Source organism: Pseudomonas sp. PI1 (genome assembly GCF_000812405.1).
GTDB lineage: Bacteria > Pseudomonadota > Gammaproteobacteria > Pseudomonadales > Pseudomonadaceae > Pseudomonas > Pseudomonas citronellolis.
The window spans coordinates 17665-40724 of record NZ_JWMC01000051.1; the positions used below are offsets into that span (position 1 = coordinate 17665).

General features: G+C 67.2%; 7 protein-coding genes. 5 read left to right on the top strand and 2 right to left on the bottom strand.

From position 1 onward, the window contains the following. Positions 1 to 393 precede the first annotated feature (393 nt). Entirely contained in the window at positions 394 to 1095 is a 702-nt protein-coding gene (gene lapG, locus RN02_RS17510; RefSeq protein ID WP_009622279.1) for a cysteine protease LapG, read from the top strand. A 10-nt stretch (positions 1096 to 1105) separates the two neighbouring features. Continuing rightward, positions 1106 to 3058 carry a cyclic di-GMP receptor LapD gene (gene lapD, locus RN02_RS17515; RefSeq protein ID WP_043315495.1) on the top strand — a complete coding sequence of 651 codons (1953 nt, stop codon included), beginning with the start codon at positions 1106 to 1108 and terminating at the stop codon, positions 3056 to 3058. Between the two features lie 341 nt (positions 3059 to 3399). On the opposite strand, the gene RN02_RS17520 is transcribed toward lapD, so the two are convergent. Both RN02_RS17520 and RN02_RS33300 read right to left on the bottom strand, forming a co-directional pair. Further along, positions 3400 to 3732, bottom strand: a complete 333-nt coding sequence (locus RN02_RS17520; RefSeq protein WP_043315496.1) for a hypothetical protein — start codon at positions 3730 to 3732, stop codon at positions 3400 to 3402. Positions 3733 to 3796: 64 nt separating this feature from the next. Beyond that, positions 3797 to 17725: a retention module-containing protein gene (locus tag RN02_RS33300; RefSeq protein WP_043315498.1), complete on the bottom strand. Its 13929-nt coding sequence runs from the start codon at positions 17723 to 17725 to the stop codon at positions 3797 to 3799. A 349-nt stretch (positions 17726 to 18074) separates the two neighbouring features. Here RN02_RS33300 and RN02_RS17530 point away from each other — a divergent pair, with 349 nt between their 5' ends. The 3 genes from RN02_RS17530 to RN02_RS17540 are packed head-to-tail and all read left to right on the top strand — an operon-like array spanning position 18075 to position 22978. Continuing rightward, entirely contained in the window at positions 18075 to 19424 is a 1350-nt protein-coding gene (locus tag RN02_RS17530; protein ID WP_043315500.1) for a TolC family outer membrane protein, read from the top strand. 37 nt (positions 19425 to 19461) lie between these two features. Further along, positions 19462 to 21618, top strand: coding sequence for a type I secretion system permease/ATPase (locus tag RN02_RS17535; protein WP_043315502.1), 2157 nt, complete (start codon positions 19462 to 19464; stop codon positions 21616 to 21618). After that, entirely contained in the window at positions 21608 to 22978 is a 1371-nt protein-coding gene (locus RN02_RS17540; RefSeq protein WP_043315505.1) for an HlyD family type I secretion periplasmic adaptor subunit, read from the top strand. Before RN02_RS17535 ends, RN02_RS17540 begins: the two co-directional genes overlap by 11 nt. The last annotated feature ends 82 nt before the right edge of the window (positions 22979 to 23060 follow it).

The following is a 23060-nucleotide window of genomic DNA, read 5'->3' on the forward strand; positions in this document are numbered from 1 at the left end:
GAAAAACAACGCCCGGACTTCTAACGCGAGCTTTTCCCTGGCCATTAGCCTAGTCAGGAATCGTGGATTTGCTCAGTTTTGTTACATCAATTTCTTAAGGAAGTTTCTGAGGTATATGCACTTGATGAATGAAGCCGCAGGTAAGTATTTCATGACCTGATGGTCATGATTCGCCAAGCGCTCTGGATCGCTTCTTCCACTGCACAACTGCGCCTCGGGAAACCGCCGTGGCCCGGATGTATTCCTTTTGTGACACGCGGCTGCGGGCAGGCGGGGGAGCCTGCAGCACTGTTTCGATGATTTCATATTGCCATTGCCTTTTCCCGCGCCAGCCCGCACCATGCGGCGCCGGCCCCCGTGGGGCGCCGGATGGTCCGCTGGCAGGAAGTGACGATGTTGTCGAACGGGCGAATGGGTGGCCCGCGGCGGAGGTTGCCGTGGCTGGCCACCGTGGTCGTGACCGCTACCTTTGCATGGTTCCCCGGGTGGCTGGAGGCGGACTGGGATTTCACCCTGATCGCCCGCCGCGCCGAGGCGCTGTATGGCCCGCTGGGGGCAGGGCGCGCGCGCATCGAGGCCTGGCAGCGGGTGCTGGCCGACGAGGCGGGCGCCGACGAGCAGGAGCAGCTGCGGGCGGTCAACGATTTCTTCAATCGCCAGCTGCGTTTCACCGACGACCTCGGCCTGTGGCACCAGGTGGACTACTGGGCCACGCCGGTGGAGGCCCTGCTCAAGGGGGCCGGCGATTGCGAGGACTTCGCCATCGCCAAGTACGTCAGCCTGCGCCACCTCGGGGTGCCGGCGCAGAAACTGCGCATCACCTACGTCAAGGCGCTGCGCCTGAACCAGGCGCACATGGTGCTGACCTACTACCCGCGGCCCGAAGCGGTGCCGCTGGTGCTGGACAACCTGATCGGCAGCATCCTGCCGGCCTCGCAGCGCGACGACCTGCAGCCGGTGTACGCCTTCAACGGCGAGGGGCTGTGGCTGGCCGACGGCGGCGGAGGCAAGCAGGTGGGCGACAGCAAGCGGCTGTCGCGCTGGCAGGACCTGTTGCGGAAAATGGAGGCCGAGGGGTTCCCCTCGCGCGAGTAGCGGAGTCGAGATGTCCCTGTTCAAACAACTCCTGATCGCCATCTGCCTGTTCCTGGTGGTGGCCTTCGGCGGCAGCTTCATGGTCGGCCTGGAAAGCTCCCGCGAGCAGTACGTCAACCAGTTGCGCTCCCACGCCCAGGACGCCGCGACGGCGCTGGGCCTGTCGCTCACCCCGCACATCGACGACCCGGCGATGGTCGAGCTGATGGTCAGCTCGATCTTCGACAGCGGCTATTTCGAGCGCATCCGCGTAGTCGACCTGGCCACCGGCAAGGTGCTGGTGGAGCGCCAGGGCGTGCCGGACGCGGTGGCCTCGGGCGCGCCGCAGTGGTTCGTCTCGCTGATCGGCCTGCCGTCCGCCGGCGGCGACGCCGTGGTCAGCCGCGGCTGGACCCAGGCGGCGCGGGTGGAGGTGGTGAGCCACCCGATGTTCGCCATCGCCAGGCTCTGGCAGAGCGCCCTGGGCAGCCTCGGCTGGCTGCTGCTGTGCGGGGTGGTCAGCGCGCTGCTCGGCGCCTGGCTGCTGTGCCGCCAGCTGCGCCCGCTGGACTACATGGTGGCGCAATCCCACGCTATCGCCCGCCGCGAATTCCTCAGCCTGCCGGAGCTGCCGCGCACCCCGGAACTGCGCCGCGTGGTGCAGGCGATGAACCAGATGGTGGAGAAGCTCAAGGCGCTGTTCCAGGAACAGGCCGAACGCAGCGAGCGGCTGCGCGACGAGGCCTACCAGGACAGCCTGACCGGCCTGGGCAACCGGCGCTTCTTCGACCTGCAGCTGCAGGCGCGGCTGAGCGCCGAGGACCAGGTCAGCAGCGGCTACCTGCTGTTGCTGCGGGTGCTCGACCTCGCCGGCCTCAACCTGCGCCTGGGCGCCCAGCACACCGACGCCTTGCTCAAGGCGGTAGCCGAGCAACTGCAGCGCGCCAGCCAGGGCCTGGGCGCCGGGAGCACTCTGGCGCGCACCCGGGGCGGCGAGTTCGCCCTGCTGGCCCCCGGGCTGCTGGAGGAAGAAGCCGAGCAACTGGCCACGCGCCTGGAGGGCATGCTCGCCAGCCTGGCCAGCACCGGCGCCAGCGACCAGCCGCGGGTGGCGGCCTTCGGCCTGGTGCCGTTTCACCCCGGCGAGGCGCCGGCCAGCCTGATGCTGCGCGCCGACCAGGCCCTGGCCCAGGCCGAGTGCCAGCAGCACAGTGCCTGGGCACGGCTGGACAGCGAAGCGGCGCCGGTGGCCGACGCGCGCCACAGCTGGCACCAACTGCTGGAGCGGGCGCTGCGCGAGAAGCGCTTCGAGCTGTACTTCCAGCCGGTGGTGGCCTGCGAGGACACCGAGCTGGTGCTGCACCACAAGGTGCTCTCGCGCCTGCCGGACGGGCAGGGCGGCAGCCTCGCGGCGGGCCGCTTCCTGCCCTGGCTGGAGCGCTTCGGCTGGTCGGCGCAGCTGGACCTGCTGATGCTCGACCTGACCCTGGCACACCTGGCCGGCCACGACCAGCTGCTGGCGCTGAACCTCTCGGGCGCGCTGCTGCGCGACGAACGCGCTCTGGCCCGCGCCTTCGAGCGCCTGCGCCAGCACCCGCAGTACGGCGGCCGCCTGGTGCTGGAGCTGGAAGAAGACCAGTTGCCCGACCAGGCGGCGCTGGAGGCACTCACCCGCCGCCTGCGCGAGCTGGGCTACGGCCTGGCGCTGCAGCACTTCGGCGGGCGCTTCAGCATGATCGGCAACCTGGCGCGCCTGGGCCTGGCCTACCTGAAGATCGACGGCAGCCACATCCGCGCCATCGACGTGGAGAACGACAAGCGCCTGTTCATCGAGGCCATGCAGCACGCGGCGCACAGCATCGACCTGCCGCTGATCGCCGAACGCGTCGAGACCGAAGCGGAATTCCGCGTGCTGCGCGGGATGGGCATCGAGGGGGCGCAGGGGCAACTGTTCGGCGCGCCGCGGCCGTGGGGGCGGGGTTAGCGACGGCTGTTCCGTCCCCCCGTAGGAGCGGACTCTGTCCGCGATTCGCGCGCAGGGCGCGCTCCTACGCCCGCGCTTCCTGGAGCCGTAGGAGCAACTGTCTTGTGCCGAGGTGCTCTTCGTAGGATGGGTTGAGCTTGCGAAACCCGGTTGCGCTGATGGGTATCGCTTCGCTCAACGCCATCCTACGAAAAGCCGTGCTTCCTGGAACCTACGCAGAAATATCCGCACGCATCGGAACGTTTCTTCAGAAGACCGAGCGAAACCCGCTCAGGAGACCAGGCGACATGAAGGTCACTGGGTCATTCCCCTTCGGGCCGGCGCAAGCGCTGTTCGCGATGTCAGATCAACCCCCCATCCTCCTCCTCGTCGATCAACCGATGCAGGCCTCCCAGCGCCTCACGCGCCTGGGTACGGCTGAGCAGCTTGGAGCGCGCCGCCTCGGGCAGGTCGGTAATACGGATCACGCCCTTGGCCATCAGCACCGAGATCAGGTCCTCCAGCACCCGGATCATCTCCAGGTCGCTGCGTTGCAGCTGGCGCAGGCTGTATTCGGCCTCGCGCCAGGCGTGCACTTCCTCGTCGTCGTCGGCCAGGCTGCCGCTCATGCCGGCGAAGGTGGCGCTTTCGACGCGTATCAGCCGGCCTTCGGCGTCACGCTGGATGTAAGGCATCGCCTCGTCTCCATCAGGTGTTCGGGGTACCTGGCGGCGCCCGGTGGGGCGCCGCCAGGCGGGCTCAGTGGTGCTCGGTCTTCACCAGCGGGTCGGCGCCGGCCACCAGCGACTTGACGATGTCCGCCGAGGTCGCGCCGTAGGTCTTGAGGTCGACGCCGGTGAGCTTGATGGTCACGTCGGGCGAGCTGTTCACCTGGCCGGTGGTGCTGATCTGCAGGGTCGAGGTCGCGGTGTCCACCTTCAGGTAGCTGAGGATGTCGTTGTGCGCGGCATCCGGCAGCAGGTCCACCAGGTCGATGCGGTCGCCGTCGGTGGGCTTGAAGTCGGTGATGGTGTCCTTGCCGGTGTCGCCTGCGCGCCAGATGAAGGTGTCGGCGCCGTCGCCGCCGGTCAGGGTGTCGTCGCCCTTGCCGCCGACCAGCAGGTCGTTGTCTTTGCCTCCGTCGAGGGTGTCGTTGCCCAGGCCGCCATACAGGCTGTCGTTGCCGGTACCGCCATTGAGGATGCTGTTGCCCGCGCCACCGTAGAGGATGTCGTGGCCGTCGCCGCCATTGAGGGTGTCGGTGGTGCTATTGCTGCTGTTGGTGCCGTAGCCGTGCAGCAGGTCGTTGCCGCTGCTGTTGGTCGAGGCCACCGTGATGCTCAGCGTTTGCGTAGCGCTGGCCGTGCTGCCGTCGGACTCGGTGGCGATGGCGGTGACGCCAAGGGTCAGGGTGCCGTTGTAGCCGCTGGCCGGCAGCAGTTGCAGGTCGTGCAGCTGCGCCTGGGTGAAGCTCCAGCTGCCGTCGGCGTTGTGGGTGCCGCTGGTGAAGGTGGCGTCGTTGGGCATGCCGGTGATCTTCACCGAGAGGCTTTCCGAGCCGTCGGTATCGCTCAGGGCCGCGTTGATGCCGACGTTTATCGGCGCACCGTAGGTCTTGCCGCCCAGGGTGAAGGTGGGGGCGTCGAGGTTCAGGCTGGAGTCCTTGTTGGCGTCGCCGCCGTTGAGCACCAGCCAGTCGAAGTGATAGTTGCCGCTGCTGCTGGCGGTGTAGCTCTGTACGCCACTACCGTTGACGCTGGCGCCACGCTGCTCGGAGGAGGTTACCTGGATCAGCTGGCGGACGCCGTCGGGGCCGGTGACCACCAGCGCGACTATGTCGTTGAAGCCGTTGTTGATCTCGCTGGTGGAGTTTTCGCCGTTGGTGAAGGTCCAGGCGAAGTTGACCTGGGTGCCGGCCTTGAGCGTGTAGTCCGAACTGGTCAGCGAGCCGTCGATGACGTCGACGTTGCCCTGGTCGCTGGTCGTGGTACCGGCCGGTGGATTGATGCCGTCCAGCGCCCCGGAACTCAGGCCGGTCTCGGTTTCCAGGTTGGCCTGGGTGATGGCTTGGTTGGTGGTGATGCTGGTGGCGCCGGGGTTGAGCGCGAAGATGCTGCCGCTGTTGAGCAGCGGCACGTCGGCCACCGGCGTGACGCTGAGCGCCACCGTGGAGCTGGCGGTGCCGCCGTGGCCATCGCTGATGGTGTAGGTGATGCTGTCGCTGCCGCTGAAGTTGGCCTTGGGCGTGTAGGTCAGAGTGCCGTCGGCATTGACCGTCACGCTGCCGTTGCTGGCGGAGGCGCTGGTGACGCTCAGGCTGTCGCCGTCGACGTCGCTGTCGTTGGCCAACACGTTGAGGGTGACGGGCTTGTCTTCCTGGGTCGAGGCGATGTCGGGCTTGGCCACCGGCGCATCGTTCACCGCATTGATGCCGACGGTCACGGTGGCGGTGGAGGTGCCGCCGTGGCCGTCGCTGACGGTGTAGGTGAAGCTGCCGGTGCCGTTGACGTCCTTGGCCGGGGTGAAGACGACGTTGCCGTTCTCCAGTTTCACCGTGCCGTTGACCGCGCCCTGCACGCTGAGGATGGACAGGCTGTCGCCGTCGATGTCGCTGTCGTTGCCCAGCAGGGTATTGGCGGCGATGGTCAGGGCGGTGTCTTCGTTGGTCACCAGTTCGGCCAGGGGGTGGCTGAGGCTGCTGCCGCCGAGCACGCTGTAGCTGCCGCCGGCGGGGGCCAGCTCGACCTTCAGCTGGGCGTTGCCGCCCTGGTCCCAGTAGAGGATCTCGATCTGGTGGTTGCCGCCCTGGGCGATGTTGAAGCTGTCCGAGACGCGGGCCGTAGGGCTCTGGTTGGCGTCGTACTTGAACACCTCCACGCCGTCGATGCGGATGCTGAAGCCGTCGTCCGCCGTCACCCTGAACGTGTAGTTGCCGGCGGCGAGGTTGACCAGCCCGGTGAGCTGGACGATGGCGTCGCTGGTGTTGGCCGGGTCGGTGCTGAGCGAGGCGGCGTCGCTGCCGAGGAACTTCTGCAGCTGCTTGTCGCCGCCCAGGTCGGTGCTCACGCCGTTGCCGTAGTTGAGCGCAGTGGCGGTGAAGGTGGCGCCGGGCGCGGTCTTGGCGATGAACGCGCTGACCATGCTCAGGTTGGTCAGGTTGTTGCCATCAGTGTTTTCCCGATAGCCCCAGTAGTTGCCCTGCAGGCCGCCGACCAGGTAGTGGTCGTTGACCGCCACGGGGTCGTCGTTGACCGGGGTGACGTTGACGGTGAGCTTGTTCGGCGTGCTGTCGAAGGCACCATTGCTGTCCTTCACCGAGAAGGTGAAGCTGGCGTAGTTGTTGCCGTTGGCGTTGGCCGCCGGGGTGAAGGCCAGCTTGCCCAAGTCGGCCGCGGCGATCACCTGGCCCTGGGTGACGGCGACGCCGTTGAAGGTCAGGCTGCCGGCGCCCGGCAGGCTGTCGATGCGCACCGCGCCGAGGGCGTCGTTGTGGTCGACGTCGTTGAAGCCGAAGTCGAGGGCGCTGAAGTTGCGGCTGCTGTCTTCATTCAGCGTGATGGTGCCGTCGCTGCCGGTGGGCGCGTCGTTGGCGCCGGTCACGGTGATGGTCACGGTGGCCGGGGCACTGGTGGCGCCGGCGCTGTCCTTGGCGGTGTAGGTGAAGCTGACCTGGCGGCTTTCGCCCGGGGCCAGGCTGTCGAAGTCGCTGCCTGGGTTGAATACGTAGCTGCCGTTGGCGTTGAAGGTCAGGTTACCGTTGCCGGTGCCCGGGCCGCTGACCAGGGCGTAGCCATTGGGGTTGACCGGGCTGTCGATGTCGCTGGCAGCCGGCACCTGGTCGCTGAGCACGCTGTTCTCGCCGGTGGTCTTGCTGTCGCTGGCGGCCACGGGGGCATCGTTGACCGGGGTGACGGTGACCGTCACCAGTTGCTCGGCCAGGCCACCCTGGCCGTCGCTGACTGTGACGGTGAAGCTGTCGGTGCCGTTATAGTTGGCCAGCGGGGTGTAGCTGTAGCTGCCGTCGCCGTTGACCACCACGCTGCCATGGGCCGGAGCGCTGCCGTTCTTCAGGGCGTAGGTCAGGGCGTCGCCGTCGACGTCGCTGGCCGCGAGCTGGCCGTGGAGCACGTCGTCTTCCGCGATGCTCTGGCTGGCCGGGCTGGTGAATACCGGCACGTCGTTGTCCGGGGTGACGGTGATCGACACCACTTGCTCGGCCACGCCGCCGTGGCCGTCGCTGACTGTGACGACGAAGCTGTCCGGGCCGTTGTAGTCGGCCGCCGGGGTGTAGCTATAGCTGCCGTCGCCGTTGACCACCACGCTGCCATGGGCTGGGTTGCCGCCGTTCTTCAGGGCGTAGGTCAGGTTGTCGCCGTCGATGTCGCTGGCGCCGAGCTGGCCGTGCAGCACGCTGTCTTCCACGGTGCTCTGGCTGGCGGCGCTGGTGAATACCGGGGCGTCGTTGACCGGATGGACCTGCACCGTCAGCGTCTGGCTGCTGGTGGCCTGGTCGCCGTTGGCCGTTTCGCTGGCGGTGGCTCTGACCTGCAACTGGAAGCTGCCGTTGAAGTCCTGCGGCGGGGTGATGGTGAGTTTGCCCAGGTCCCAGCCGGTGACGTCGACGCTGGTCTTGCCGGCCCCGGCGGTGAAGCTGTGGGTGCCGTCGCTGAGGACCGCGCCGAGCGGGATCGAACCGATGCTGACCTTGAGGGTTTCCGAGCCGTCGGTATCGACCAGCGCGGCGTTGACCTTCGACAGCGGAATGCTGCTGTCCTCGCGGCCTTCGTTCAGCCCGTAGACCTGGTAGTAGCCCTGGCCGTTGCTGCCGGCCAGGTCCGCCAGGCGCTCGCCGGCGGCGGTGAGCTCGCTGCCGTCGTGGTAGAGCAGGGCGCTGCCAGTGCCGAGGGTCTGCGCCGGGCTGCCGTTGTCGGAAAGCGTCAGGCTGTAGTTGCCCGGACCGCTCTGGTTGTGCTGGTAGAGCGCCAGGGTGTAGTAGCCGCTCTCGCTGGGGGTGAAGGTGCCGCTGAACTTGCCGCTGGAGCCGCTCCAGGTGGCTTCGGCGACCTTGGTGCCGCCGACCACCAGGCGGATGCTGTCGTCGCCGACGCCGGCGAAGGTATAGCTGTGGCCGGCCTCGAGGAAGATCAGGCCGCTGACCTTGGTGGCGGTGCCTGCACTGACGCTGCCGTTGCTCACGCTGTTGGTGGAGGACGTGCTGGCCGGCGCGCCGGCGGCGTCGATGACGCTCTGCAGGGTGTCCGGGTTTATGCCGTTGCCGTTGCTGCCCAGGGCCAGGCCGGTCCAGGTCTGCACGGTGAGGCCGGTGGACGCCGGATGACCGCTGGAGGCGTCGAGGCTGAGCAGCGGTGCGTCGGCCACCGGGGTGATGCCGACGGTCACGCTGGCGCTGCTGGTGCCGCCATCGCCGTCGCTGATCGTATAGACGATGGTGTCGCTGCCGCCGTAGTTGGCGTCCGGGGTGTAGGTCAGGGTGCCGTCCTGGTTGATGGTCACGCTGCCATGGCTGGCACTGGCGCCGGTGACGCTCAGGCTGCTGCTGTCGATGTCGGTGTCGTTGGCCAGCACGTCGATGGTGACGCTGTGGTCTTCATCGATCGTGGCGCTGTCATCGTGTGCGATGGGGGCATCGTTCACCGCCGTGACGGTGATGCTGACGACGGACTCGACGGTGCCGCCCTGGCCATCGCTGACCACCACGGTGAAGCTGTCGTTGCCGTTGTAGTCGTGGTCCGGGGTGTAGGTGTACTTGCCGTTGCTGGAGTCGAGTACCAGGGTGCCGTGCTGTGGCTCGCTACCCGGTTTCAGGGTGTAGGTGAGGGGGTCCTTGTCGACGTCGCTGGCGACGACCTGACCGGAGACGGCGGTGTCCTCGGCAGTGGTGTTGCTGTTGTCGGCGGTCACCGGCTCATCGTTCACCGCCGTGACGGTGATGTTGACGACGGACTCGACGGTGCCGCCCTGGCCATCGCCGACCACCACGGTGAAGCTGTCGTTGCCGTTGTAGTCGTGGTCCGGGGTGTAGGTGTATTTGCCGTTGCTGGAGTCGAGTACCAGGGTGCCGTTCACCGGTCCGCTACTTGGCTTCAGGGTGTAGGTGAGGGCATCGCCATCGACGTCGCTGGCGACGACCTGGCCGGAAACCGGCGTGTCTTCCAGGGTGGTCTTGTTGGCGTTCTCGGCCACCGGCAGGTCGTTCGCCGAGTTCACGGTGATGTCCAGGGTCGAGCTGGCGCCGGTGTTGGTGGTGTAGGTGATCTGCGGCACGGCGCCGTGGTAGTTGGCGTCCGGGGTGAAGCTGTAGTGGCCGTTCGCATCGATCACTATGCTGCCGACGCCGACGATGGTGGTGCCGGTGCCGGCGGCGATGTTGCCGCTGAAGCCGGCGACGCTGTAGCTGCTTACGCTCAGCGTGTTGTCCACGTCGCTGTCGTTGTCCAGCACGTTGCCGGTCGCGCTGCCGTCGTCCTCGTCCATGCTCGCGACGTTCGGGAGCAGCACCGAGGGATCGTCCACCGGGGTGACGTCCAGGGTGAAGGTGTGCGAAGCGCTGTCGAAGGCGCCGGCGCTGTCCTGCACGCTGAAGCCGAAGCTGGCGTAGGGAGCGCCATTGTCGTTGGCGGCGGGGGTGAATGTCAGCTTGCCGAGGTCGGCGGCGGCGATCACCTGGCCCGGGACGACGGCGACGCCGTCGAAGGTCAGGCTGCCGGCGCCCGGCAGGCTGTCGATGCGCACGGCCTGCAGGTGCTGGCCGGCATCGGTGTCGTTGAAGGCGAAGTCGGCGGCGCTGAAGCTGTGGCTGCTGTCCTCGTCCAGGCTGGCGCTGCCATCGGCGCCCTGCGGCGGGGTGTTGCCGCCCACCTGCACGGTCAGGCTGCTGCTGGCGCTGGCGCCGTGGCTGTCGCTGATCTCGTAGTGGATCACCACGCTGCCGCTGACGTTCTCGGCGGGCACGAAGTTCAGGGTGCCGTCGGGGTTGATGCTGACGCTGCCCTGGCTGGGGTCGGCGAGCACGGCCTTGGTGACGCTGAGCGCATCGCCGTCGACGTCGCTGTCGTTGCCGAGCACGTCGATGCTCGGCAGCGCCACGTTGATCGGCGTCAGCGCCTGGTCGGCGTTGGCCACCGGCGCATCGTTGGTGCCGGTGATGGTCAGGGTCAGGGTGCTGCTGCCGGTGGCGCCGTGTTCATCGGTCACCGTGAAGCCGATCTGCAGCACTTTCACCTGGTTCGCGGCCAGGCTGTCGTAGGCCGCGTCCTTGGCATCGAAGACCCAGCTGCCGTCGCTGTGCAGGGTGAAGCCGGCCGGCGCGGCGCCGTCGACGGAGTAGCTCAGCTGGGCGCCATGGTCGACGTCGCTGGCCTGCAGCTGGCCGGTGATCTCGCTGACCGGCTTGAGCTGGTCGACCAGGGCCTGATTGTTCGCGCCGTTGCTGGTGAGGGTCCAACCCGCGCCGTCTTGTACCGCCTGGCCGACCGAGCCGACGACGCTGGCTTGCGGCGGCAGGTTGCTCAGTACCAGGGTGGAGTCGACGGAGCTGTCGCCGCTGTCCGCCACGCCGATCACCAGGGTGTAGGTGCCCGGCTGGTCGAAGGTGTGGCTGAAGGTCTGCGGGCCAGAGGTGCCGTAGTTGCCCACGGCGGCGACGCTGCTCAGCAGGGTGACGACCTGGCCGTTGACCTGCACGAAGGCGAAGTCGTTGTAGGGCGCGTAGTCCTGGGTGGTGAAGGTCCAGTTGAAGCTGATGGCTTCGCCCGGCTGGGTGGTGGTGATGGTCAGCGTCAGCGCCGAACCATCGGTGGCGCCGGCGACGACGCCCGGCTGCAGGCTGCCGCCCTCCACGGCGCTGGCGCTGGCGGCCTGGGCCAGCGGTGCATCGTTGCTGCCGACGATGTTGACGGTGACGCTGGACTGGGTGCCGTCCGCGCTCTGGACATTGAAGGTGTCGGTCAGGGTTTCGTTCAGCTTGAGCTCGTTGTAGGCCGAGTCGGCGGTGTAGCTCCAGGTGCCGTCGGCAGCCAGGCTGAAGTGGCCGTACTGGCCGGCGACGTTGGTCTGCTCGACGAAGGTGGCCGGGCTGTCGACGTCGGTGACGGTCAGTTGGCCGCCGGTGCTGATCGGGGCGTTGGTCTCGTTGATGCTCACCTGGGCGCCGGTGATGACGGCGGCGTCGTTGGTGCCGTCGATGGTCACGCTGACGCTGGAGGTGGTGCCATCGGCGCTGGTAACGGTGAAGGTGTCGGTCAGCGACTGGCCGACGCTCAGCTCGTTGTAGGCCGAATCGGCAGTGTAGCTCCAGGTGCCGTCGGCAGCCAGGCTGAAGTGGCCGTACTGGCCGGCGACGTTGGTCTGCTCGACGAAGGTGGCTGGGCTGTCGACGTCGGTGATGGTGAGTTGGCCGCCGGTGCTGATCGGGGCGTTGGTCTCGTTGATGCTCACCTGGGCGCCGGTGATGGCGGCGGCGTCGTTGGTGCCGGTAACTGTGATGGTGATGGTTTGCGGATCGCTCAGCGCGCCGCTGTCATCCTTGGCCTGGTAGGTGAAGGTGACGTCGCGGCTGACACCGGCCGGCAGGCTGTCGAAGTCCTGGCCCGGATCGAAGGTATAGCTGCCATCTGCGTGGAAGGTGAGCGTGCCGTTGCCGGTACCGACATCACTGGCCAATTGGTAGCCCGTGATTGTGCCGTCGACGTCGCTGGCGACCGGGACCTGACCGTTGAGCACGGTGTTTTCACCGGTAGTCGCACTGCCGGCCTGAGCGACCGGTGCGTCGTTGGTGCCGGTAACGGTGATGGTGATGGTCTGCGGGGCGCTCAGCGCGCCGCTGTCATCCTTGGCCTGGTAGGTGAAGGTGACGTCGCGGCTGACACCGGCCGGCAGGCTGTCGAAATCCTGGCCCGGATCGAAGGTGTAGCTGCCATTGGGGTTGAAGGTCAGCGTGCCGTTGCCGATACCGACATCGGTTGTCAGTTGGTAGTCGGCGATGGTGCCGTCGACATCGCTCGCGGCTGGGACCTGGCCATTGAGGGTGGTGTTCTCTTCGGTCGTCGCGCTGCCAGCCTGAGCGACCGGCGCGTCATTGGTACCGGTGACCGTGATGGTGATGGTTTGCGGGGTGCTCAGCGCATCGCTGTCGTCCTTGGCCTGGTAGGTGAAGGTGACATCGCGACTGACACCGGCCGGCAGGCTGTCGAAGTCGTGACCCGGATCGAAGGTGTAGCTGCCATTGGGGTTGAAGGTCAGCGTGCCGTTGCCGGTGCCGACATCGGTGGTCAGCTGGTAGCCGGCGATGGTGCCGTCTACATCGCTGGCGGCCGGGACTTGTCCATTGAGAACGGTGTTCTCTTCGGTCGTAGCACTGCCAGCCTGGGCGATCGGCGCGTCGTTGGTGCCGGTGAGGGTAATAGTCAGAGTGCTGGTGTTGGTGGCGCCCTGGTCGTCAGTGACGATCACCGGAATGCTGATGACCTGCGTCTCGCCATCCGCCAGATGCTGGTAGGCCGAGTCCTTGCCGTCGAAGGTCCAACTGCCATCGGTCTTCAGGGTGAAACCGGCCGGTGCATTGCCGTCGATGCTGAAGGTCAGGACCGCGCCGTCATCGGTGTCTGTGGCCACCAACTGGCCGGTGCTCACCTGGTCTTCATCGACTGCAGCGCTCGCAGCCTGGGCCACTGGTACGTCATTGGTGCCAGTGACGGTGATAGTCAGGGTGCTCCCACTGGTAGCCCCTTGGTCATCGGTGACGATCACCGGAACGCTGATGATCTGCGTCTGACCGGCCGCCAGGTGCTGGTAGGCGGCATCGCTGGCATCGAAGCTCCACTTGCCATCCTGGCCCAGGGTGAAGCCGGCGGGTAGGGGGCTGTCCGAGCCAAACTGCAGTTGGGCCCCCTGGTCGGCATCAGTGGCCTGCAACTGGCCGCTGATCTGGTTATCTTCGTTGACGGCGGCACTGGCGGCTTGGGCGACCGGCGCGTCGTTGGTGCCGGTGAGGGTAATAGTCAGAGTGCTGGTGTTGGTGGCGCCCTGGTCGTCAGTGACGATCACCGGAATGCTGATGACCTGCGTCTCGCCATCCGCTAGATGCTGGTAGGCCAAGTCCTTGCCGTCGAAGGTCCAACTGCCATCGGTCTTCAGGGTGAAACCGGCCGGTGCATTGCCGTCGATGCTGAAGGTCAGGACCGCGCCGTCATCGGCGTCTGTGGCCACCAACTGGCCGGTGCTTACCTGGTCTTCGTCGGCCGCCACGCTGGCAGCCTGAGCGACGGGGATGTCATTGGTGCCAGTGACGGTGATGGTCAGGGTGCTGCCACTGGTAGCGCCCTGGTCATCGGTGACGACCACCGGAATGCTGATGACCTGCGTCTGACCGGCAGCCAGATGCTGGTAGGCGGCATCGCTGGCATCGAAGCTCCACTTGCCATCCTGGCCCAGGGTGAAGCCGGCGGGTAGGGGGCTATCCGAGCCGAACTGCAGTTGGGCCCCCTGGTCGGCATCAGTGGCCTGCAACTGGCCATTGATCTGGCTGTCCTCGTTGACCGCCGCAGTGGCCGCCTGAGCTACCGGCGCGTCATTGGTGCCGGTGACGGTAATGGTGATGGCCTGCGGGGCGCTCAGCGCGCCGCTGTCGTCCTTGGCCTGGTAGGTGAAGGTGACGTCGCGGCTGACACCGGCCGGCAAGCTATCGAAGTCGTGGCCCGGATCGAAGGTGTAGCTGCCATTGGGGTTGAAGGTCAGCGTGCCATTACCAGTGCCGACATCGTTGGTCAGCTGGTAGCCGACGATGCTTCCGTCGACATCGCTGGCCGCCGGCACCTGGCCATTCAGGACGCCGTTCTCGCCAGTAGTTGCGCTGTCCGCCTGGGCGACCGGCGCGTCATTGGTGCCAGTGACGGTAATAGTCAGAGTGCTGCCACTGGTAGCGCCCTGGTCATCGGTGACGACCACCGGAATGCTGATGATCTGGGTTTCGCCCTCGGCCAGGTGCTGGTAGGCAGCGTTGCTGGCGTCGAAGGTCCATTTGCCGTCCTGATCCAGCGTGAAGCCTGCGGGCAAGGGGCTGTCCGAGCTGAACTGCAGTTGGGCGCCTTGGTCTGCGTCGGTGGCCTGCAACTGGCCATTGATCTGGCTGTCTTCGTTGACGGCGGCATTGGCGGCCTGGGCCACCGGCGCATCGTTGGTGCCGGTCACGGTAATAGTGATGGTCTGCGGATCGCTCAGTGCGCCGCTGTCATCCTTGGCCTGGTAGGTAAAGGTGATGTCACGACTGACACCAGCCGGCAGGCTGTCGAAGTCGTGGCCCGGATCGAAGCTATAGCCGCCATTGGGATCGAAGGTCAGCGTGCCGTTGCCGGTGCCGACACCACTGGCCAACTGGTAACCGGCAATGATGCCGTCGACGTCGCTGGCGGCCGGGACTTGGCCATTGAGGATGGTGTTTTCTTCGGTCGTGGCGCTGCCAGCCTGGGCGACCGGTGCGTCATTGGTCCCGGTGACGGTAATGGTCAGGGTGCTGGAGCTGATAGCTCCATGGTCATCAGTGACGATGACCGGGATGTTGATTACTTGCGTCTCGCCATCCGCCAGATGTTGGTAGGCCGGGTCCTTGCCGTCGAAGGTCCAGCTGCCATTGGATTGCAGGGTGAAGCCGGCGGGCGCATTGCCGTCGATGCTGAAGGTCAGGACCGCGCCGTCGTCGGCGTCGCTGGCCGTCAGTTGGCCGGTGCTGACCTGATCTTCGTCGGCCGCTGCGCTGGATGCCTGCGCTATCGGCGCATCATTGGTCCCGGTGACGGTAATGGTCAGGGTGCTGGAGCTGGTAGCTCCATGGTCATCGGTGACGATGACCGGGATGTTGATTACTTGCGTCTCACCATCCGCCAGATGTTGATAGGCCGGGTCCTTGCCATCGAAGGTCCAGCTGCCATCGGTTTTCAGGGTGAGGCCGGCGGGTGTATTGCCGTTGATGCTGAAGGTCAGGACGGTGCCATCATCGGCGTCAGTGGCTACCAGTTGGCCTGTACTCACCTGGTCTTCGTCGGCTGCTGCGCTGGCAGCTTGGGCGACGGGGACATCGTTGGTTCCGGTGACGGTGATGGTCAGGGTGCTGCCACTGGTAGCCCCCTGGTCATCGGTGACGACCACCGGGATGCTGATGACCTGGGTTTGTCCCGCAGCCAGGTGCTGATAGGCGGCATCGCTGGCGTCGAAGGTCCACTTGCCGTCCTGATCCAGCGTGAAGCCGGCGGGGAGGGGGCTGTCGGAGCCGAACTGCAGCTGCGCCCCTTGGTCTGCGTCGGAGGCCTGCAACTGGCCATTGATCTGGCTGTCTTCGTTGACGGCGGCACTGTCCGCCTGGGCTACCGGTGCGTCGTTGGTACCAGTGATGGTCAGAGTCAGAGTGCTGGTGGCATTGGCTCCCTGGTCGTCAGTGACGATTACCGGAATGCTGATGACCTGGGTTTCGCCATTGGCCAGATGCTGGTACGCCGGGTCCTTGCCATCGAACGTCCAGCTGCCGTCGGCTTTCAGGGTGAAGCCGGCCGGTGCGTTGCCGTCGACGCTGAAGGTCAGGACCGCGCCGTCATCGGCGTCGGTGGCCCTCAGTTGGCCGGTGCTCACCTGATCTTCGTCGGCTGCGGCGCTGGATGCCTGTGCTATCGGCGCATCGTTGGTACCGGTAACCGTGATGGTCAGGGTGCTGCCACTGGTAGCCCCCTGATCATCGGTGACGACCACCGGAACGCTGATGATCTGCGTCTGACCGGCAGCCAGGTGCTGATAGGCGGCATCGCTGGCGTCGAAGCTCCACTTGCCGTCCTGATCCAGCGTGAAGCCGGCGGGGAGGGGGCTGTCGGAGCCGAACTGCAGCTGCGCTCCCTGGTCGGCGTCGCTGGCCTGCAGTTGGCCGTTGATCTGACTGTCTTCGTTGACGGCGGCAGTGGCAGCCTGGGCCGCTGGTGCATCGTTGCTGCCGGTGACGGTAATGGTGATGGTCTGCGGAGCGCTCAGCGCACCGCTGTCATCCTTGGCCTGGTAAGTGAAGGTGACGTCACGGCTGACACCAGCCGGCAGGCTGTCGAAGTCCTGGCCCGGATCGAAGCGATAGCTGCCATCGGGGTTGAAGGTGAGTGTGCCGTTACCAGCGCCGACATCGTTGGTCAGCTGGTAGCCGACGATGCTGCCGTCGACATCGCTAGCAGCCGGAACCTGGCCATTCAGCACATCGTTCTCGGCGGTAGTCGCGCTGCCCGCCTGGGCGACCGGCGCGTCATTGGTGCCGGTGACGGTAATGGTCAGGGTGCTGGTGCTGCTGGCGCCCTGGTCGTCGGTCACCACCACCGGGACGACGATCACCTGGGTCTGGCCTTCGCCCAGGTGCTGATAGGCCGGGTCCTTGCCGTCGAAGCTCCAGCTGCCGTCGGGCTGCAGGGTGAAGCCGGCGGGGGCCTTGCCGTCGACGCTGAAGGTCAGGCTGCTGCCGGTGTCGGGGTCGCTGGCGGCGATCTGGCCGGTGAGCTGCCCGTCCTCGGTGGCCTGGGCCTGGGCGTTGCTGGCCTGCGGCGTGTCGTTGGCGCCCTGGATGTCGATCTCGATCACCCGGGTGTCGCTGGCCCCGGACGGATCGCGGACGGTGACGGTGAAGCTGTCCTGCGGGTGCTGGCCGGCCGGCAGGGCGTTCACCGCGGCGGCGTCGACCACGTAGATGTAGCTGCCGTCGGGGTTGACCGTGAGCTGGCCGAAGGCGCCCTTGGCGCTGCCGCTCCAGGTCAGCTGGTCGCCGTCGACGTCGCTGGCCTGCAGCTGGCCCTTGATGTCGGCGAAGCTGTCGTTGGCCGCGGTGTCGACCAGGGTGGCGCCGTAGCTGCCGCGGGCCACCGGGGCGTCGTTGACTGCGCTCACACCGATGTCGACGGTCAGGCTGCTGGACGCGCCGCGGTTGTCGGTGACCGTCACCACGAAGCTGTCAGCGCCGTTGTAGTCGGGGTTGGGCAGGTACTGCCAGGTGCCGTCGGCATTGACGATCAGGCTGCCGTTGGCCGGGCCCCGGGCGAGGGAGTAGGTGAGGCTGTCGCCGTTCGGGTCGCGGGCCTGGAAGGCGCCTTGCAGCAGGGTGTCCTCGGCGGTGCTCAGCTGCAAGCCGGCGAGGGCGTTGCCCTGGTCGTCGACGAAGCTGGGCGCGAGGTTCGGCGCCTGCTCCTGCTGGCGTTCGCCGTCGCCCTGGCCGGCAGCGCCCGGGCCGCTGGTGGTGTAGCCGATGCTCGGGTCGACGTGGCCGCCGGTTTCCTCCAGCAGCACGAAGCTGTGGCCGCCGCCGGCCGGGCCGCTGCCACCGGCGCTGGCGCTCGGGCCGGCCGCGGTGGGGGCGAGGGTCTGGGTCGGGTCGGCGCCGGCGGCGATGGCTTTCTGCAGTTCCTCGGCGCTGGCCGTGACGGTGGGCTGGGCCGGCGCATGGGGTGCCAGTTCGCTGGCGCTCAGCTGGCTGTCGCGGCCCAGGTCGAGCACGCGGCCGTCAGGCAATTGCAGGGCCACCGCGCCGGCGTCGCCGGTCTGCACCAGGTCGCCCAGGAACAGGCGGTCGCCCTCGACCAGCACCCTGCGCTGCCCCTCGGCGGATACCGCCAGCACTTGCCCGATGACGCTTTTCACCACTGCGACGACGCTGCTCATTGCACTTCTCCCCTGAGGCGGATGCTGGCGTGCCGGCCGGGTCGCGGCCGTGATTGCGGCGCGCCAGGTGGCATTCCCTTGTCGATTGGAGCTGTAAAACTGGCGTCAACTAATTGGCTTAATGAGTTTTCGCGATTAGGTTTATGCCAATCTATTGACCATTTTCGAGGCATCCTAAACAATTGGCAAAACGATGTCACTGTGATGTCAAAGAGCCCCGCGAAAAAATTTCCAACGGGGTTCCGGGCGCCAGTGACCTCCTCACGTGCAGCGCATTCGCCGGTCCTCCGATGCCACCCCTGGGTACACGAATCGCTGTCCATATCCCTGCGATAAGGATGTTCAAACCATGCGTTTGCGTTTCGTGCCTCTGTTGCCTCTCGCGTTCTATTGCGCGGCCCCGGCCCATGCCACCACCCTGAACGAAGCCATGCAGCGCGCCATGGACGTGCACCCGGAGATCCAGGCCGGGGTGAACAGCCGCCTGGCCGCCGACCAGCAGCTGCGCGCCGCCCAGGGCGGCTACCTGCCTTCGGTCGACCTCACCGCCGGCTATGGCCGCGAGGGCGCCGACAACCCCACCACCCGCGGCGAGGGCGACCACTGGCGGACCATGAACCGCGGCGAGTCGGCGCTGAGCCTGCGGCAGATGGTGTTCGACGGCTTCGCCACCTCCAGCGAGGTGGGCCGCCAGAAGGCCACGGTGAATTCCCGCGCCTATGCGCTGCTGGGCACCGCCGAGCGCACCGGGCTGGAAGTGGCGCAGGTCTATACCGACGTGCTGCGTCGCCAGGAGATGGTCCGCCTGGCCGAGGAGAACCTGAAGAGCCACCAGCGCATCTACGACCAGATCAGCCTGCGCAGCGCCCGCGGCGTCGGCCGCCTGGCCGACCAGGACCAGGCCGAGGCGCGCCTGGCCCAGGCGCGCAACAACCTGCTCACCGAGCAGACCAACCTGGCCGATGCGCGCACCAACTACCTGAGCGTGGTCGGCGCCGAGCCGCTGGAGCTGAGCGAGCCGGCCGGCCTGCCGGGCCTGCTGCCGCAAGACCTGCAGGACGCGCGCCGGCAGCTGCTGGAGAACAGCCCGATCCTGCGTTCGGCCGAGTCCGACGTGGCCGCCGCCGAGAAGCAGTACGAAGCGGCCAAGGCGCCGTTCTACCCGCGCTTCGACGCCGAGCTGTCGCGCAATGCCGACAACAACCTTTCCGGCGACCCGGGCCACAACAACGATTGGCAGGCCATGCTGCGCATGCGCTACAACCTGTTCGCCGGCGGCAGCAACAAGGCCGAGCTGCAGTCCAAGTCGTACCTGGCCAACCAGGCCCTGGACGTGCGCAACAACGCCCTGCGCCAGCTCAACGAGGAACTCGGCCTGGCTTGGAACGCCCTGGCCAACGCCCGCGATCAGCTGCCCATCGCCCGCCAGTACGTGGACTACAGCAGCCGCGTGCGCGAGGCCTACCAGAAGCAGTTCAGCATCGGCGAACGCACCCTGCTGGACCTGCTGGACAGCGAGAACGAACTGTTCAACGCCTCGCGCCGCCTGGTCGACCTGCGCTACACCGAGCTGTTCACCCAGTACCGGGTGAAGGCCACCCTGGGCGAACTGCTCAAGAGCCAGGGCGTGGTCGCGCCCCTGGCCAGCGTCGCCAGCGAAGACGTCAAACCCCAGGTGCAGCTGCCCGGCCTCAACTGAGCCGGCCGTGCGCCCAACCCTCCCGGAGTAGCCCCGCGTGGATCAGGAAACCAGCCGAGTCCCCTTGAGTCGTGATCCGCGCGTCCTGCTGGACGACCCGCTGCTGGACAGCCTGCTGAGCCTCTGCGCGCTGCACCGCAAGCCGGCCAGCCGGGCCATGCTCACCAGCGGCCTGCCGCTGCCCGGGCAGCGTCTGTCCGCCGAGCTGCTGCCGCGCGCGGCAGCCCGCGCCGGCCTCCAGGGGCGCCTGCTGCGGCGGCCGCTGGAGCGCATCCCGGCCATCGCGCTGCCGGCCATGTTGCTGCTGCGCGACGGCCGCTGCGCCGTGCTGCTGGGCTGGGAGGCCGGCGGCGAGGCGCGCCTGCTGCTCAGCGAGAGCGACGGCGGCGAAGTGCGGGTGGCCCGCGAGCTGCTGGCCGAGGACTACGCCGGCCAGGCCTTCTTCGCCCAGCCGCAGCACCAGCATGACCTGCAGCACGGCGAGATGATCCCCCGCGCGCGGCGCTGGTTCCGCGACACTCTCATGCGCTCGCGCTGGCTGTATGTCGACGCGGTGGCGGCCAGCCTGCTGATCAACCTCATCGCCCTGGCCGCGCCGCTGTTCGTGATGAACGTCTACGACCGCGTGGTGCCCAACCAGGCCGCCGCCACCCTGTGGGTGCTGGCCGTCGGCATCAGCGGCGCCTACCTGTTCGACCTGCTGCTCAAGACCCTGCGTGGCCTGTGCCTGGACCTGGCCGGCAAGAAGACCGACCTGATCATCAGCGCGACCCTCTTCGAGCGCATCGTCGGCATGGACCTGAAGCAGCGCCCGGCGCGGGTCGGCAGCTTCGCCCAGAACATCCACGAGTTCCAGACGCTGCGCGACTTCCTCGCCTCGCTGACGCTGACCAGCCTGATCGACCTGCCGTTCACCCTGCTGATCCTGCTGGTGATCGGCATCATCGGCGGGCCGCTGGTGTTCGTTCCGCTGCTGGCTTTCCCGCTGGCCGCCGGCATCGGCTGGCTGCTGCAGAAGCCGCTGGTGGAAACCATGAACCGCACCATGGCCCTGGCCGCCGAGCGCCAGTCGAGCCTGATCGAGACCCTCGCCGGGCTCGACGCGGTCAAGGTCAACAACGCCGAGAGCGAGCGCCAGTACCTGTGGGAGCAGACCATCGGCACCCTCGGCCGCCTGGAGCTGCGCGTCAAGCTGCTGTCCAGCCTGGCGATGAACCTGACGCTGCTGATCCAGGCCCTGGCCGGGGTGGTGATGATCATCGGCGGCGTCTACCTGATCATCGCCGGCGATCTCAGCATGGGCGGCCTGATCGCCTGCTACATGCTCAACGGCCGCGCCCTCGGCCCGCTGACCCAGCTTTCCGGGCTGATCCAGCGCTACCAGCAGGCGCGCCTGACCATGCACAGCACCGACCAGATGATGGCCCTGGAACAGGAGCGCAACAGCAGCGAGCGCCCGCTGAGCCGCCAGCAACTGCGCGGCGGCATCGAGCTGCGCCAGCTGAACTTCGCCTACCCCAACCAGCAGGTCGAGGCGCTGCACGACATCAACCTGGTGATCCGCCCTGGCGAGAAGGTCGGCATCATCGGCCGCAGCGGCTCGGGCAAGAGCTCCCTGGCCAAGCTGATCGTCGGCCTGCACCGCGCCGACAGCGGCAGCCTCTTGGTGGACGGCGTCGACACGCGGCAGCTGGACGTCAGCGACCTGCGCCACAACATCGGCTACCTGCCCCAGGACATCAACCTGTTCAGCGGCAGCCTGCGCGACAACCTGGTGGCCGGCGCGCGCTACGTCGACGACGAGACAGCGCTGCGCGCCGCCGAACTGGCCGGGGTGCACGAGTTCGCCCGGCTGCACCCGCAGGGCTACGAACTGCAGGTGGGCGAGCGCGGCCTGAACCTCTCCGGCGGCCAGCGGCAGAACGTCGCCCTGGCCCGCGCGCTGCTGCTGGACCCGCCGATCCTGCTGCTGGACGAGCCGACCAGCTCCATGGACAACGCCGGCGAAGAACTCCTGAAGCAGCGCCTGCAGCCGCTCATCGCCGACAAGACGCTGCTGCTGGTCACCCACCGCGCCTCCATGCTCAGCCTGGTGGAGCGCCTGGTGATCGTCGACCGCGGGCGGATCATCGCCGACGGGCCGAAGGACGTGGTGCTGGACGCATTGAAGAAGGGGCAGATCAGTGTCGCTTAATCCGTTCGGCCTCTTCGGCCAGTCCATCCGCGGCTATTTCCGCGGCAGCGAAGACCTTTCCGGGCAGCCGCTGCCGGAAGTCAGCAAGGCCCTGGTGGAGGACGCCCCGCGGGTGGTGCGCCTGACCATCTGGGCGCTGGTCGGCTTCGCCCTGTTCCTCGGCCTGTGGGCGCACTTCGCCGAGATCGACGAGGTGACCCGCGGCGAAGGCAAGGCGATTCCCTCGTCCAAGGTGCAGAAGATCCAGAACCTGGAGGGCGGCATCGTTTCGCAGATCTTCGTCCACGAAGGCCAGGTGGTGCAGGCCGGCGAATCGCTGATGCGCCTGGACCCGACGCGCTTCCAGTCCAACGTCGGCGAGACCGAGGCCGACCGCCTGGCCATGTTCCTGCGCGTGGAGCGCCTTTCCGCCGAGGTGGAGGACCGCGAGCTGCGCATCCCCGACGACGTCCGCGCCAAGGTCCCGGGCCAGACCGGCAGCGAGGAGGCGCTGTTCCAGAGCCGCCAGCAGCAGCTCAAGGACGAGGTCGCCGGCCTGGAGCAACAGCTGGTGCAGAAGCAGCAGGAGCTGCGCGAGTTCGCCTCCAAGCAGGCGCAGTACCGCAACAGCCTGGAGCTGCTGCGCCAGGAGATCGCCATGTCCGCGCCGCTGGTGGGGCAGGGCGCCATGTCCCAGGTGGAGCTGCTGCGCCTCAAGCGCGCCGAGGTGGAGAACCGCGGCCAGCTGGACGCCACCAGCCTGGCCATCCCCCGCGCCGAGGCGGCGATCAAGGAAGTCGAGCGCAAGGTCGCCGAGACCCGCGCGCGCTTCCGCAGCGACGCGCTCAAGGAACTCAACGAGGCGCGCACCGACCTGAGCAAGGCCGAAGCCACCGGCAAGGCCCTGGAGGATCGCGTCAATCGCACCCTGGTCACCTCGCCGGTGCGCGGCATCGTCAAGCAGTTGCTGGTGAACACCATTGGCGGGGTGATCCAGCCGGGCAGCGATCTGGTGGAAATCGTCCCGCTGGACGACACCCTGCTGGTGGAAGCGCGCATCCGCCCGCAGGACATCGCCTTCCTGCACCCCGGGCAGAAGGCCATGGTCAAGTTCACCGCCTACGACTACACCATCTACGGCGGCCTGCCGGCGGAACTGGAACAGATAGGCGCCGACACCGTCACCGACGAGGACGGCAACAGCTTCTACCTGATCAAGCTGCGCACCCGCAAAAGCCACCTGGGCAGCGACGAGAAACCGCTGCTGATCATCCCCGGGATGGTCGCCAGCGTGGACATCATGACCGGTAAGAAGAGCATCCTCAGCTACCTGCTCAAGCCCATCCTGCGGGCTCGCGCCGAAGCGTTGCGGGAGCGTTGAGGCGTAACCGCTGACGACGCCGGCATTTTCGTAGGAGCGAGCTTGCTCGCGAACTGTGTTTCCCGGCGGCTGCGGTGCTTTC

Bases quoted from the DNA above. Each gene is read 5' to 3' on its own strand.
- RN02_RS33300 (WP_043315498.1), bottom strand. From the start codon at position 17,725: ATGAGCAGCGTCGTCGCAGTGGTGAAAAGCGTCATCGGGCAAGTGCTG.
- lapG (WP_009622279.1), top strand. From the start codon at position 394: ATGTTGTCGAACGGGCGAATGGGTGGCCCGCGGCGGAGGTTGCCGTGG.
- RN02_RS17530 (WP_043315500.1), top strand. From the start codon at position 18,075: ATGCGTTTGCGTTTCGTGCCTCTGTTGCCTCTCGCGTTCTATTGCGCG.
- lapD (WP_043315495.1), top strand. From the start codon at position 1,106: ATGTCCCTGTTCAAACAACTCCTGATCGCCATCTGCCTGTTCCTGGTG.
- RN02_RS17520 (WP_043315496.1), bottom strand. From the start codon at position 3,732: ATGCCTTACATCCAGCGTGACGCCGAAGGCCGGCTGATACGCGTCGAA.